Annotated in this window: 14 protein-coding genes; 9 read left to right on the top strand and 5 right to left on the bottom strand. The window is 34.0% G+C overall.

What is annotated here, in order from left to right; translation table 11 throughout:
* Positions 1-569 precede the first annotated feature (569 nt).
* The 4 genes from spxA to pepF all read left to right on the top strand — a co-directional run bounded on the left by spxA (position 570) and on the right by pepF (position 5173).
* Positions 570-965, top strand: a complete 396-nt coding sequence (spxA, locus tag DES48_RS08850) for a transcriptional regulator SpxA (RefSeq protein ID WP_113868578.1) — start codon at positions 570-572, stop codon at positions 963-965.
* 275 nt (positions 966-1240) lie between these two features.
* Complete coding sequence (mecA, locus tag DES48_RS08845) at positions 1241-1930, top strand: adaptor protein MecA (protein ID WP_113868576.1); 690 nt, start codon at positions 1241-1243, stop codon at positions 1928-1930.
* Positions 1931-2094: 164 nt separating this feature from the next.
* A complete protein-coding gene (locus tag DES48_RS08840; RefSeq protein WP_113868574.1) occupies positions 2095-3276 on the top strand; it encodes a competence protein CoiA in 1182 nt (393 codons plus the stop codon).
* A 79-nt stretch (positions 3277-3355) separates the two neighbouring features.
* On the top strand, positions 3356-5173 hold the full coding sequence (gene pepF / locus DES48_RS08835; RefSeq protein ID WP_113868572.1) for an oligoendopeptidase F: 1818 nt from the start codon (positions 3356-3358) through the stop codon (positions 5171-5173).
* Between the two features lie 507 nt (positions 5174-5680).
* Here the strand turns inward: pepF and DES48_RS08825 are convergent.
* The 3 genes from DES48_RS08825 to DES48_RS08815 form a co-directional block, all read right to left on the bottom strand.
* On the bottom strand, positions 5681-6559 hold the full coding sequence (locus DES48_RS08825) for a ClpXP adapter SpxH family protein (protein WP_079709173.1): 879 nt from the start codon (positions 6557-6559) through the stop codon (positions 5681-5683).
* On the bottom strand, positions 6556-6957 hold the full coding sequence (locus DES48_RS08820; protein WP_113868568.1) for a globin domain-containing protein: 402 nt from the start codon (positions 6955-6957) through the stop codon (positions 6556-6558). Before DES48_RS08820 ends, DES48_RS08825 begins: the two co-directional genes overlap by 4 nt.
* An 82-nt stretch (positions 6958-7039) precedes the next feature.
* Entirely contained in the window at positions 7040-7624 is a 585-nt protein-coding gene (locus DES48_RS08815) for a CYTH domain-containing protein (RefSeq protein ID WP_245911351.1), read from the bottom strand.
* 185 nt (positions 7625-7809) lie between these two features.
* Here DES48_RS08815 and yjbM point away from each other — a divergent pair, with 185 nt between their 5' ends.
* From yjbM to DES48_RS08800, 3 genes are read left to right on the top strand one after another with little or no spacing between them, the layout of a single operon-like run.
* Complete coding sequence (gene yjbM, locus DES48_RS08810) at positions 7810-8442, top strand: GTP diphosphokinase (protein WP_113868566.1); 633 nt, start codon at positions 7810-7812, stop codon at positions 8440-8442.
* A 3-nt stretch (positions 8443-8445) separates the two neighbouring features.
* Entirely contained in the window at positions 8446-9246 is an 801-nt protein-coding gene (locus DES48_RS08805) for an NAD kinase (RefSeq protein ID WP_079709176.1), read from the top strand.
* Positions 9247-9274: 28 nt separating this feature from the next.
* Positions 9275-10153 carry an RluA family pseudouridine synthase gene (locus DES48_RS08800; RefSeq protein WP_113868564.1) on the top strand — a complete coding sequence of 293 codons (879 nt, stop codon included), beginning with the start codon at positions 9275-9277 and terminating at the stop codon, positions 10151-10153.
* 31 nt (positions 10154-10184) lie between these two features.
* Here DES48_RS08800 and prpE read toward each other — a convergent pair whose 3' ends face one another.
* The gene (gene prpE / locus DES48_RS08795) at positions 10185-10925 is read right to left on the bottom strand and encodes a bis(5'-nucleosyl)-tetraphosphatase PrpE (RefSeq protein WP_113868562.1); all 741 of its coding nucleotides are present in this window, start codon (positions 10923-10925) and stop codon (positions 10185-10187) included.
* 26 nt (positions 10926-10951) lie between these two features.
* The gene (locus tag DES48_RS08790) at positions 10952-12115 is read right to left on the bottom strand and encodes an FtsW/RodA/SpoVE family cell cycle protein (protein ID WP_113868560.1); all 1164 of its coding nucleotides are present in this window, start codon (positions 12113-12115) and stop codon (positions 10952-10954) included.
* Positions 12116-12312: 197 nt separating this feature from the next.
* Here DES48_RS08790 and mgtE point away from each other — a divergent pair, with 197 nt between their 5' ends.
* Complete coding sequence (gene mgtE, locus DES48_RS08785) at positions 12313-13677, top strand: magnesium transporter (RefSeq protein WP_113868558.1); 1365 nt, start codon at positions 12313-12315, stop codon at positions 13675-13677.
* 30 nt (positions 13678-13707) lie between these two features.
* Entirely contained in the window at positions 13708-15576 is a 1869-nt protein-coding gene (locus DES48_RS08780) for a monovalent cation:proton antiporter family protein (protein ID WP_113868556.1), read from the top strand.
* Positions 15577-15726: the final 150 nt, after the last annotated feature.

Raw genomic sequence — 15726 nt, 5'->3', positions numbered from 1 at the left:
AGTAATCGCAGTCCCACGAGCCGAAGATCCACTTTGTAAAGCGGCTAGAAGTTAGACGAAAACCGTCACGTCCTGTGACAACGTCTAACTGACCCACGTCCTGTGTGCCCGAGGAAAGCGAGTATATTTCCCCAGCGGTTCAGGTGCAAGTATGATTACTAATGTAAGTGTAATAAAAGAGATGGTGGAGTGAAATTTGACAGAGAACCGGATTTGAAGCTGATTTTGATTCATATTCAAGCAGATCTCACGTCATTATTTTCAATTAGTAATGAAGAAGTGAAAAGCCTCTAACTCGAGATAAAATACTAGCTTATTATATCTACATCATATATAATAAAGTTAAATTATTTTTAAAAAATGGTTTAACGTTGCTGTGCACGTGGAATAATATTTATAACCGTATATTTTTTAGCATTAAATAAGTAATTTCTAAGTAAAATAGTATGAAGGTATATCGTAACATTGACAGCTGTAGTATACTTATAAGTAAGATATCTATTTAAAGTAATTTTAATTTAATAATTTTTAAATTAAAAAAAATATAACATTTTGAGGAGTGAAGTAACATGGTAACACTTTATACCTCACCAAGCTGTACATCTTGTCGGAAAGCGAAAGCATGGTTAGAAGAACATGATATTCCGTTTGTTGAAAGAAATATCTTCTCCGATACACTGACTTTGGATGAGATTAAAGAAATTTTCAGAATGACAGAAGACGGTACTGATGAGATCATTTCAACAAGGTCAAAAGCATTCCAAAAACTAAATGTCGATTTTGATCAAATGCCGATGAAAGATTTATTCGACGTAATCCAAAATAATCCTGGTATTCTTCGACGTCCAATTATTATTGACGAAAAACGACTTCAAGTTGGCTATAATGAAGACGAAATTAGAAGATTTTTACCACGGAAAGTTCGTACATTCCATTTACGAGAAGCGCAACGTATGGTTAATTAATATAAACGCAGAACCGCCTAGGTGGTCTGCGTTTTTCTGTGATAATCTATATTTCAAGCACCGTGTCATCATAATTTAAATTTTATATGACTTTTTGATAAAAAAATTAAAATTTTTAGGCATATCTATTTTCATTTTACAACAATTTATCATAAAATAGAGTAAAGTTTCTTTATAACTGTTAGATGATTAAATCGCGTAAAAATTGGGTAAGGTATAATAGGTGAAGTTATCCCTTCCACCTAATATATTTTAGAAGGGAGAGGTAATGAAAAATGGAAATTGAAAGAATTAATGAGAATACGGTGAAGTTTTATATTTCTTATATGGATATCGAAAATAGAGGATTTGATCGAGAAGAGATATGGTATAACCGTGAGAAAAGCGAACAACTATTTTGGCAAGTAATGGATGAAGTGAATTATAATGAAGATGAATTTAATATAGATGGGCCATTATGGATTCAAGTACAAGCATTAGATAAAGGTTTAGAAATTGTAGTTACGAAGGCTAAACTTTCTAAAGATGGGCAAAACTTGGAGTTACCTACAGAAGCAGGTAATTTAGATGTACCAATGGATGAGAAAATAGAGTCATTGCTTGATGAAAAATTTGGTGATGATTCGTCTGACGATCAAGAAGATGAGTACTATTCATCTATAGACGAGAATTTAATTTCTATTATTCGATTTAATGATTTTGAAGATATCATACAATTAAGCCATCGCAATTTTAATATGGAAGGTGCACAAGATACCTTATATTATTATCAAGGTAAGTACGTCTTATTAGTCCAATTTGATGATGTATATTTAGATGAAGATCAACAAGATGATATTGTTAGCCAATTGCAAGAATACGGTCTAGATACGAATATCACAATGCATTTATTAGATGAATATGGTAAAGTGATCTTTGCTGAGGATGTACTGGCACAGGTTAGAAAATACTTTCCTAATAGCTAACTTGGTATCAATGGATCAAAAGCGCAGTTAAATAAAATAAGTATAAAGAGGGTCCAAGAGTTGTCAATTATAGACAACTCTTTTTTTTTTTAGAAGGAATATTACTGGTAATGTCGAATAGAGAATAGATATAGGGAAAAAGATTAAGGGAGGCGTTTATTTTTATGTTAAAGGCTCTATCTAGTGAAGGAGAGAGTTATGTATTAGCTTCATTAACAAAGAATCAAATAAAGCTGTTAAAGTTAAAAAAGAACATAACATTTTATTGTCCTTCTTGTCATGAAAAAGTCATCATCAAAAGTGGTGAAAAGAGAGTTCCTCATTTTGCTCATCAAGCAAGTAGCAGCTGTGCATTTGCCAAGGGAGAAGGAAGTTACCATGAACAAGGAAAATTGGATCTTTTTCACTGGTTTTTCAACCAAGGTTATCATGTGGAATTAGAAAAGTACTTACCCGCTATAAAACAACGTCCTGATCTATTTATAACATCAACCAATAAAAAAATTGCGATTGAATACCAATGCGCCCAAATAGGTGCAAAAGAAATTTTAACAAGGACTAGGGGTTATCAGCATCTAGGCATCGTTCCTATTTGGATTTTAGGCGGGAATCGCTTAAAGCGAAAGCAAAATGAAAAACTTCGTCTTACCTCCGTCGATCACTATTTTATCCATCAGCTAAGTAACCACTTACCTACCGCTATGTTTTACTACTGCCCCCACACCAAACAACTTGCAATTATCCATAATATTTATTTTACAAATTTAACATATGCCACTGGTAGTATTAGGTTTCATCCACTTTCTAATATCCGTTTTACTAATATATTTAGACTTCAACACGTTAGTCAACCAATATATACTTTTTGGATCCAAGAAAAGAAGCGGTGGCGTTTACGATTAAATCAACACCCCAATAGTGATGAACGTCATTGGCTACAATGGTTGTATTTACATCGTTTGGTCCCTAGTCAGCTACCCTCTTATATTCACTTACCAACAATAAGTCAATGGAAAATGACTATTCCATCTTGGAATTGGCAAAGTAGGCTTTGTATTGATTTATTAATGAAGCAGAAAACTTTTACTGTAAGGGAATGTTCTCAATTCTTAATACGTTACGAACAGAACGCTAACCAATTTCCCCTTATTTCTCCAACACATTCTCCTGTTCTTGAATATCTCAATCAACTCTTTTACCTAGATATTGTAAAACGAACCACCTCAAATTTGTATCATTGGAATACTGATTTCCAACCACATGCAACGATAGAGCAAGCACTAGCAGCAGATAAAATTATTTTAAGTAAATTAGGAAAAATAAGCAAAATGAAACATGAATTCTAGAAATTACGTTATAATAGTAAGATATAGTAATAGTATGAAAAACGAAATTGCTAAAGAAGAAATGGAGGTTTTTTGTAACATGGCTGAAAATCAACGTTTACAAACAAGAGAAGAGGTAGCAGTCGAGAATACATGGCGGTTGGAAGATATTTTTTCAAGTGATGAGACATGGGAAAAAGAACTTAATAATCTAAAGAGTGCTATCACAAAATTTCAAGAATACCAAGGAACGCTTGCAGACAAAGCAAGCAATTTATATGATTTGCTCGTTTTACAAGATACCATTTCTGAACGAATAGGCAAGTTGTATACATATGCCCATATGCGTTATGACCAAGATACAACCAATAGTTTTTATCAAGCAGTTAATGCTAAAGCGGAAAGTTTGATCACACAAGCTGCCAGTCAAATGAGTTTTATCGTACCAGAAATCTTGCAAATAGAAGAGTCCACTTTAGAACAATTTTTTAATGAGATACCTGAACTAATGCACTATCGTCAAGCTTTAACTGAAATTACAAGAAGACGTTCGCATATTTTATCAGAAAAAGAAGAAGCTTTATTAGCTGAAGTTTCTGAAGTGACGGATAATGCATCCCAAACATTTGGGATGTTAAACAATGCTGATTTAACGTTCCCTGATGTGAAAGGAGAAGATGGCGAATACGTTGCGTTAACGCATGGTAGATATATTAATTTTCTAGAGTCTGATAACCCAGTAGTAAGAAAAGATGCTTTTAAAGCAATGTACGATACGTATGGTAATTTTATAAACACCTTTGCCTCCACATTATCAGGTGCAGTCAAGAAACATAATTTTAATGCAAAAGTTCGTTACTATGATTCAGCTAGACAAGCCGCACTAGATAATAATAATATACCTGAAAAAGTATATGACAATTTAGTTGGAGCAGTGAATGAACGCATTGATTTATTACATCGTTATGTAGCAATACGTAAACGTGTCTTGGCTTTAGATGAATTACATATGTATGACTTATATACACCTTTAGTTAAAGATGTGAACATGAAGTATAGCTATGAATCCGCACAAAATCATATTTTAAAAGGACTTGCTCCATTAGGAGAAGAATATGTTTCAAGGGTAAAAGAAGGGTTTAACAATCGTTGGATTGATGTAGAAGAGAACAAAGGAAAACGAAGTGGCGCATATTCATCAGGTGCTTATGGAACAAATCCATATATCTTAATGAATTGGCAAGACAACTTAAACAATGTATTTACACTTGCTCATGAACTTGGTCACTCGTTACATAGTTATTATACTCGAGAAAACCAAGCATTTCGTTATGGTGATTATTCCATTTTTGTAGCTGAAGTTGCTTCCACTTGTAATGAGGCATTGATGAACGAATACATGATCCAAGAAACGACAGATGATAAAGAGAAATTATTCTTATTAAATCATTTCTTAGAAGGTTTCCGTGGCACGGTATTCCGTCAAACTATGTTTGCTGAATTTGAGCATTTGATTCATCAAGAAGTCCAAAACGGAGAAGCCTTGACATCTGATAAATTAACCAAAGAATATTATGCACTTAACCAAAAATACTTTGGTGATGCAATTCATATCGATGATGAAATAGGTTTAGAATGGGCCAGAATCCCACATTTTTATTATAATTATTATGTTTATCAATATGCGACAGGATATGCTGCTGCACTATCATTGGCTTCACAAATTTTGAATGAAAAAGAACCTGCAGTAGAACGTTATTTAGGCTTTTTAAAAGCTGGAAGTAGTGATTATCCAATTGAAGTATTAAAAAAAGCCGGTGTTGATATGACAGAGAAAACACCTATTTTACAAGCATTAGATGTATTTGAAGAGAAACTAAATGAAATGGAAGCTTTGCTAGACAAGATGGAAGCATAAATAGAGTAGAAAATGGAGTTGAGCGATGCTCAACTCCATTTTTTGCCTCGAAAGGTATTCCGATGAGTAAATGAAAATAAAGTAAGGTAAATACAAATGAACAAAAAAGGGAGGGTAATGTATTTAGAAATTAAATTCATTAGACCAAAAATATTTACAATGAATGCAATACAAGTCAAACATAAAAATACCCAGTGTGCATATGCGCGCAATGTTCTCTCCTCCTGTTAAAAGCCAGTTAGTAATTTGTATGATAAGAAGGTAATAATTAGAAGTTTGACAGTTCTGTGAAATGAAGCGACAAGTCATTGCAACGTATAGAAGAACTTGGTATATTTAAATTGTGAGATGTTTAACAAACAAAACCCCTTTGTTTGACCTGAAACTTTCTCCCATCCCCCTTTTTCCTAGGGTTAGGAAAAAGTTAGAGTATACAGTTTGTATACTCTTTTTTGTTCTATAAATAAGAATGGCAGAAATTTTGCTATAGCAAAACTTCTGCCATTCTTATTTTGCATATTCCCAGAAAGATCCATGTTTTACAGGCACTTCTTGTACAATTTGTTTTAATTGTAATTTGCGCAATTCTTTTACTGTACGTTCAATCGACCAGTCATACACAACGGCTACTTCTTTTGTTGCAATAAATTGAAAATGTGCTAAAAATTCTTCTAAACCAGGTTTCTCTGCTGGTTTAACTTCTTTATCCAACATTTGTTTAAGAACTTTTACGTAAACTTCATAAGGGTAAATACCTGAAAGTTTTAATCCTTCATCATCAATTGCTTCATTAAAGAAAACGATAGAAGGCATGTAGTCAACTTCCATTTCTTTCGCTAACTTAATGTCGCATTGTAATGCCTTTTTAGCAGAATTGGAATGTAAATCTTTTTTAAACTCTTCAATATCTAACTTTACTTCTTCAGCACAATTTACTAAATTATCTTCAATTGACATATCGCATTTATTTAAAAAGATATATTCTTGCATTTTCCGTAAGAATTTCTTACCAGCTTTCTTTCCTTGTAATTCAGCGGCTTTAATTGCGATAGAAACAGTAGTTGGAAAGTTAATTGGATTTTCTAACCATAAGTCACCATCACAACACATACCAGATAAATGACCTGTTTTTTCCCATTGTTGCCTTAAACGCTCGATCTTTATGTTCTCTTGGTCAACCATTGATGTTTGATTACTTATAATGAATCGAATGGTAAAAAAACGACCATATTCAAGCATTAGTTTTTTTAACAATGGTTCTAACGACCAACATTCGGGACAGAGTGGATCAACAAAAATATAAATTTCAATTGGTTTTTGAAGAAAATCAAAGTAGCTAAGCTGCGCCGTTGTCTGTTTTGATGGCCCAGATAAATTCCAGCTCACATCGATTCTCCTTTCTTATTCTCAGCTGTATTTACCATATGGTGTGCTGTCTTCGTTAATCGTTCAAATATAAATGAACGATACGGTTCCATAATGTTAACTTCATCTAATGCATGTTTCATACAGAAAAGCCATGCATCTCGACGAATAGGTGTTATTTCAAATGGTAAATGACGCATTCTCAAGCGAGGATGGCCATGTTCTTCATTATATAAAGGTGGACCGCCAAATAACTGTGTTAAAAACTGTGTTTGTTTCCGAGCGGTTTCGGTTAAATCATCAGGAAAAATTGGTTGTAATTCTGGATGATTTTTCACTTTGCTATAAAAAGCATGAACTAATTTTTGAATGGTGTCATGTCCACCAATTGACTCATAAACGGAATTTGTTTGTGACATCCGCACTAACCCCTTTAAAATGGTAATCTCTCTATGTTTTTTATTCTAACAGGGTTCATTCAAAAACAGCAACTTATCTGTTTCAAAGCTCGTTTGATTGTGTTAACGTTTGATAAAATCGTTCAATTTTGTTTGGTGTTGCTTTTTTCTTGATATTTAAGTGTTCCATTAATTCTTGCATAATGGTTTCACTTGTTATTTTTGAAACAGCTTCAACTTCTAACTCATAATCTGATTTGCCATTATATATACTATAATCTATGACAACTAGTCCTTCTTTATACGTCACTTCTAATCGATCTGTTTGTAAATAACCACCATATTGTAGGTCATTTATACTAATATTCAATTTGTTAAGTTGCTTATTTACATTTGGTTTATCTATCATTTTTCCTTCGATGGCTTGCATCGCTTCTATTTCGGATAAGGAATCATGGGTTTCGATTAAACCATCTTGATATGGCTGCTTTAATGTTAACACCCAATCATTGTCTTTCTTTCTAATTCGCAAAGCAGCTCCATTTGCTTTTAATTTAAAATCACTGGTTTCAAAGTAATAATTAATTTGTGTTTTTGCTTGTTCCTCTGATAATTGAAAAAATTGTATAATTGCTTCATATTCTTTTTTAGTTAATAAATTTTTACTTTCCATTTCAATTTCTTGCACATTAACAACTCCTTAACAATGGTCTATGTTCGTTTAATTTGTTATATTCAGTATAGTGTAATTTTTGAAAGGTTGTCGAATAAAATCGTTCGCCTAAACCTATCATATTCTTTGCTACACATATGATACAATAAGAATAGTGTTACCTAAATACATAAAGTATTCGACCGAAGGCGGTGTCTAGATTGAATTGGGATGCATTTCTTGCCCCATATATACAAGTGACCGAAGAACTAAAGGTAAAATTAAAAGGAATTCGAGCACAATACGAATTGGAGTCTAAACACTCTCCAATTGAATTTGTTACAGCGCGAGTAAAACCTGTTTCCAGTATTGTTGATAAAGCAAATCGTAAAAATATAGCTTTTGCCCATTTAGAAGAAAAAATGCAAGATATTGCAGGTGTGCGTGTGGTATGTCAATTTGTTGATGATATTTATACCATTGTTCAGATGATTCAAATGCGAAGTGACTTTGAGATAATAGAAGAAAAGGATTATATTGCTTCTAAAAAACCAAGTGGCTATCGATCCTACCACATTATTATTCGATATCCCGTTGCCACTATTCAAGGAGAAAAACAAGTTATTGCAGAAATTCAAATTCGTACACTAGCGATGAATTTTTGGGCTACAAATGAACACTCGTTAAATTATAAATATAAAGGGCAAATCCCTACGCATATAAAAACAAGATTAAAGCGTGCAGCAGAAGCAGCATTTCAACTTGATGAAGAAATGGCAATGATTAAGGATGAAGTACAAGAAGCACAACGTATATTTAATCAATATAAACATAAACGAGGGGAGAGCAGTTAGCTTATGAAGTTTTCGATAACATCTAGAGGTGATGCCAAATCAGATAGTATTAAAGCATTGATCTACCAATATTTAATTGATTTTGAACTTGATTATGATGAAAATGAACCTGATTTAGTTATTTCCGTTGGTGGAGATGGGACATTTTTGCAAGCATTTCATGATTATAGTCATCGATTAGATAAGACAGCTTTTTTAGGTATACATACAGGTCATTTAGGGTTTTATGCAGATTGGGTACCGGAAGAGATTGAAAAATTGGTTATTGATATTGCTAAAAAACCTTATCAAGTTGTCGAGTACCCACTATTATCATTAACGATTCATTCTAATGATAATGAAGCTACACGTTATCTGGCATTAAATGAATCGTCTATCAAAAAAGTAGAAGGATCAGTTGTACTAGATGTCAGTATTAAAGGAGAACATTTTGAACGTTTCAGAGGTGATGGTTTATGTATATCAACACCATCTGGCAGTACGGCATATAACAAGGCGCTTGGTGGGGCGATTATTCATCCATCGTTGGCTTCCGTGCAAATAACCGAAATGTCATCCATTAATAATAGAGTTTATCGGACAATTGGCTCTCCGTTAATTTTACCAAAGCACCATGTATGTAAATTTAACCCTGTAGAAAAAAATCAAAGTTTCTTATTAACCATTGATCATATAACCAAAAATGTTGCAAACATTCATTCCATAGAATGCCAAGTAGCAGAAGAGAAAATACGTTTTGCAAGATTTAAATCTTTCCCTTTTTGGAAGCGAGTACGAGATTCATTTGTCTCTGATGAAAGATAGAACACAAAAAAGGTGAAGTGAAGAATAAATGAAATGGCAAGTTTCCAAAACAGAAGATGGCTTACTATTAAAAGAATATTTAACAAAGGTACATGGTTTCTCCAGGCGTATTATCAGGAGTATTACAAGTGAGCAGGGGTGTTTACTTATTAATGAAATGTTTGCCACTGTACGCCGAAAGCTTGTTGAAGGAGATATGGTTGAAGTTATTTTTCCATCTGAAAAACGAGGACCATTGATGCACGCAGAGCCTATTCCATTAGTTATTATCTATGAGGATGAAGATGTTATCGTCATTGATAAACAAGCAGGCATGCCGAGTATTCCTTCTCATTTACACAAACAAGGGACGTTAGCCAATGCACTATTACATCATTATGAGCAACAGCAACTAGATTACACGGTGCATATTGTGACAAGGTTAGACCGAGATACTTCTGGATTAATGTTAGTTGCCAAACATCGATTAAGTCACTCGATTCTTTCACTAAGTCAGCAACGAGGAGAGGTGAATAGACGTTATCAAGCGATTATTTCAGGTCACCTTAAGCTTAAAGAAGGAACCATTGACGCTCCGATTGCCAGAAAGTCAACCTCTATTATTGAGCGCATCGTCGATCCTACTGGTAAGAAAGCCATTACCCATTTTCGAGTAGTAGAAGAAACGAATGATAATACAGTTATTCAGATACAACTTGAGACGGGGAGAACCCATCAAATAAGGGTTCATTTTTCATACCTTGGCAATCCATTAGTTGGAGATGATTTGTATGGAGGTGCGACAGATAAAATCTCGAGACAAGCTTTACACTGTACCGATCTTTCCTTTATCCATCCTAGGACAAAGAAGAAGATTGAATGCACTTCTGACATACCAAATGACATGAAAAAAATATCCCAGTTTTGACATCAAAATGATGCTTAAACTGGGATTTCTATTAATCAAAGTAACTAAATTTTTCTTCCACATAAGGTTGGTCGGATGGAACACTTTCTGTTGTTTCTTCTGGTAAGCGAAATGCGGTTAATTGATTACCAAATACGCAACCTGTATCAATATTAATTGTTTTATTAACTACGCGAGGTTGTTTGACAGGGGTGTGCCCATAAACAATCCAGTTAGCCCCCTTGTAGTCCTGCGCCCAATCTCTTCGAACTGGACGGCCATCTTCATGTTTTTCCCCTGTAATGTCACCGTATAAAACAAATGTAGCTGTTTTCTTATCCTGGCGACCAATAAGATCTTCTCGAATACCAGCATGAGCTATAATTGCTTGCAACTCTGGCAATACAAGATATAGAGGCGCTTGCTCATACAATGTGGTGAATTTATCTTTTATTTCCATTTGCTTATTTGCTGCTAACGATTCATATTCGGCTACTGTTGTTTCTAATCCATGCTTGACTTGTACCTTATTTCCTAGGAAATACCGGTATAATTTATTACAATGATTCCCTGGTACGTAATCGGCTATCTTTTTCTTTATTACCATATCATATACAAGTTCCACTGTTTTTAACGAATGAGGGCCACGATCGGTAATGTCACCAATAAAGATAGGTTTACGTCCTTCAGGATGATGTGGGATGCCATTTTCTATATCATAACCTAATTTTTTAAACAAAGCTAAAAGCTCATCGTAACAGCCATGTACATCACCAATAATATCTGCATGCATAATACCCCTCCTTGCTACATCGTAGATTAAGAATCGAACATATATACTTTGGTCCGATAATGAATATTTAATACTATACCAACTGCTATCATATACGTTAAAGTAGAACTACCACCATAGCTAATGAATGGTAGAGGTAACCCAGTGATAGGTAACAATTGAATTGACATACCAATGTTTTGGAAAATTTGATAGGTAAACATGCCGGTCATTCCAGCAATAATATAGCTGCCAAATGGGTCTTTATTTTGTAGTCCTATGTGAATTAACCGATAAATTAATAAGAAAAATAACACAAGTAGAGCACTTGACCCAATAAAGCCAAACTGTTCACCAATTGCTGAGAAAATAAAGTCAGTTTGTCTTTCAGGGACATGAGATACTTCAAATTCACCGATTCCTTTACCGCTTAGTTGCCCAGATCCAATAGCAAGTATATTTTGTGTTACTTGAAAAGCGGTCCCTTGTCTATTGTTTTTAGGATCTAGCCAAGACGTAAACCTGTCTTCCACATATTGTAGATCATGATCTTCAGCGAATTGCTCAACTGTTTCCGGGAATTTTGCAAATAACAGAATAATTGTACCTAATATAATGACTGCTAACCCTAACATCGTTAAAATAATCCGCCATCTTATTCCTGAAACAAGTAACATACAAAAAACAATTGAAGAAAGAACTAAAAACCCACCTAAGTCAGGTTGTTTAATAATAAATAACATTGGAACGATGGCTACGATCACAATTTTAGCTAATAACCAAAGATCACTTTTAGTAGTTGGTGTTTTGAATTTTTCTTTATGCATGACAATGAGATTAGCTAAAGCAATAATCAAGAAAACTTTCATAAATTCAGCAGGCTGTAATGAAATTGGACCAAATTGGAACCATGCCCAAGCACCACCTGCTTTATTGGCAATTCCAGGTGGGAAATGAAAAAAAAGCATAAGTAACATAACAATCCCAAAGCCATATAAAATCCAGGCAACTTGACGTAATCGATCATAATCGAAAAGCATAATTAATCCAATGGCGACACTCCCTATAATGTACCATGTTAATTGTTTTAGATAATAAGATCCTTCTAATGTTGCTTCTAATGTATATAACGTAAAAATACTCACAATTGCTAATAAAATAACAATTAGTATTAATGTATAATCTATTTTAGGCGTTGCATTTTTTTTCATTTATTATCATTCTCTTTTCCATATAATTATAAAAAACTCTAATGAATAGTTTACCTTAAAATGAACTATTTTTTAAGTGAAGAAGTAAGAAATATTTCAGATTGTTTTATAGTACAACGACAAAAATCATTTTATTGACAAATTTCTTGTGGGCGATTACTATTATACGGTCTAAGGCGATAAAGGAGGGGACTAAAATGGAACATTTAGATCAACTAGAACGAGAACAGTTATGGGAAAAAATCCAAGGTGCACTACTAAATGAGCAGATTGACGAATTTCGAGCGGAATTTTTAGAAATGCACCCATATGATCAAGCGAAAATCTTTGAAGAACAGCCAGAAGAAACTCGTTTTCTTATATATACCTATTTATCGTCTGAAGAGATCGCAGATGTTATCGAACAAGTTGATGAAGAAATAGTATTACAATATATTACTGAAATGAATCCAGCATTTGCTGCACAAGTCTTAGCAGAAATGTCAGTCGATGATGCTGTTGATATTTTAAATGAATTAGATAAAAATAAAGTTGCTAGCTTTTTAACTACCATGGAACAAGATGCTGCTGAAGAGATAAAGACATTGCTTCATTATGAAGAAAAAACTGCTGGAAGTATAATGACTACAGAATTTGTTGTTATCCATACCGAACAAACTGTTAAAGAAGCCATGCGACATTTAAGGAAAGAAGCACCAGAAGCAGAGACAATTTATTATATTTACGTGGTTGATAAATTTGAGCATTTAGTTGGTGTTATTTCTTTACGTGATTTAATTATAGCAGAAGGAGATTGGTTAATCTCTGATGTTATGAGTGATCGAATCGTCTCTGTACAAGTAGGAGAAAACCAAGAAGATATCGCCCAGATGATGCGTGATTATGATTTTCTTGCTTTACCTGTTGTCGATTTCCAAGATCATTTACTAGGGATTATTACAGTCGATGATATTATGGACGTCATGGATCAAGAAGCAAGTGATGACTATTCAAAACTTGCTGGTGTATCTGATATGGATCGTGCAGATGATAATGCATTTGTATCTGCCAAAAAGAGACTTCCTTGGCTAATTATCTTGTTATTTCTAGGTTTATTTACTGCAAGTATTATTGGTCGGTTTGAAGCAACATTAGACAAAGTTGCTATTCTGGCTATTTTCATCCCTTTAATTGCTGGTATGGCAGGAAATACAGGAACACAAGCACTTGCAGTCGCAGTTAGAGGGATTGCCACAGGTGAAATTGAAAAACAGGGGAAATGGAAAATACTAATGCGTGAAGCTGCTACTGGGTTGATTACAGGAATGAGTTGCGGCTTCGTAATTACCGTAGTAATTTATTTCTGGCAAGGGGATATTTTCCTAGGCATGCTGGTTGGCATTTCTATCATGACAACACTTATTGCAGCGACAATTGCTGGGGCATTAGTACCGTTAGTCATGCATCGATTTAATGTTGACCCTGCAGTTGCTTCAGGTCCCTTTATTACAACAATTAATGATATTATTTCTGTATTAATTTATTTTGGACTCGCCACAGCGTTTATGAATTTATTACTTTAAAAATTACCAAGGGAAAGAGAGGTTTGTTATATGGAGGCACATGGAGAATCAGTAAGTTCATTGCTCATTGTTATTATCGCTGCATTTGTAACACCAATTCTAATGCATCGACTTCGCTTGAATGTTATCCCAGTTGTAGTTGCAGAAATTATTATTGGTTTAATTATAGGTCATAGTGGGTTTAATTTAGTAGAAGAAAGCGGTTGGTTAGAAACCCTTTCTACATTAGGCTTTATTTTTTTAATGTTCTTAAGCGGTCTTGAAATTGATTTCTCACTATTCTCAAAGAAAAAGAAGCAAGGAAGGCCACGCGGCACTAATCAAAATGGGCAAAACAATGACCCAAGTCCGGTATTTTTAGCAATCATTGTATTTATTGGAATACTACTCTTATCGGTCGGATTATCTTGGTTGTTTGTAATAGCAGGATTTATTGACAATGTTTTCTTAATGACATTGATTATCTCAACCATCTCTTTGGGTGTTGTAGTACCAACATTAAAAGAAGCACAAGCTATGAAGACACCAATTGGTCAGACCATCCTTTTGGTTGCTGTAATCGCTGACTTAGTTACCATGATTTTATTAGCTGTATTTGTATCTATTTATGGCGACGGATCAGGAAATATGTGGCTATTGCTTATCTTGTTCGCTGTAGGCATCGTCTTGTACTTTGTCGGAAGACACTTTAAGAATCAGTCATTTATTGAAGCATTGTCAAAGGGTACGATTCAGATTGGTACACGAGCAATATTTACGTTAATTATCTTTTTAGTTGCACTATCCGAATCAGTAGGAGCAGAAAATATCCTTGGTGCATTTATAGCTGGTGCCCTTGTGTCGTTACTAGCTCCTAATCAAGACCTGGTGCATAAATTAGACAGCTTTGGCTATGGATTTTTGATTCCTATCTTCTTTGTAATGATAGGTGTGGATATAAACATTTGGACTCTTTTTGGCGATTCTAAGGTATTAATGCTAATTCCATTGTTATTAATTGCATTACTTTTATCTAAACTTGTTCCATTGGCGATCTTAAGAAAATGGTATGATACAAGAACGGTAATAGGCGCTGGGATGATTTTGACATCAACATTGTCTTTAGTTATTGCAGCTGCTGCAATCGGTGAAAGAATGGGTGTTATTGATAGCCAAATGGAAAGTGCGTTAATACTTGTAGCCGTTTTAACTTGTATTATTACACCTCCATTTTTCAAAAAATTATATGTACACCAAGAAGAAGCGATTCCGAAACAGATTGTTTCCTTTATCGGTTCCAATCAAGCAACACTGCCTGTCGTGAGAGAGTTAGATAAAGAATTATTTGAATCACATTTATACCATACACGTCTGGATAAAATTGATGAGAAAATAACACGATCTGTCTTTGATATTAGAGAATTAGAAGCTTATGAAATCGATGAATTAGAACAATTAGGGGTGTTTGATGCAGATATAGTTGTTGTTTCAACAGGTACCGAAGACATTAACAAGAAAATTGCTTGTTATGCAAAAAACAAAGGCGTTGAACGCGTCATCGCTAGAGCAGAACGTTCTGATATTGATAAACAATTAAAAGAACAAGGGGTTGAAGTATTCTCTTATTTACTTTCTAGCAAAACGTTACTAAAAGCAATGATCGAATCGCCAAATGTGGTTGATATTCTTACCAACCAAGAAAGTGCATTATATGAAATTAGAATGAATAATTCAGCATATGATGGTATTATGTTACGAGAGTTTCCGTTTACTGGTGATGTTATTATGGTTCGGATTTTCAGAGGAGACGATTCCATTGTTCCGCACGGTGATACTCGTTTATTCTTAAATGATCATTTAGTTGTTACTGGGTCGACGGAATATGTAGAAGAATTGCAAAATTTATTGGAATTTAGTTAATAACCAGTTAAAGAGACTACAATCATTAAATGTTTGTAGTCTCTTTTTTATACATCACTTGCATAATGTGGTATATTTACTCTAAAAGTAAGTGAAAATAAGTTAGTACAAATTACTGACAGTTTGATTATAATTGTGTTTCTGGCTTGA

Origin of the sequence: Paraliobacillus ryukyuensis (assembly GCF_003315295.1) — a bacterium.
In the GTDB taxonomy this organism is placed as follows: Bacteria; Bacillota; Bacilli; order Bacillales; family Amphibacillaceae; genus Paraliobacillus; species Paraliobacillus ryukyuensis.
The sequence above is the reverse complement of the archived record's forward strand: the minus strand, read 5'-3'. Positions and strand labels throughout refer to the sequence as shown.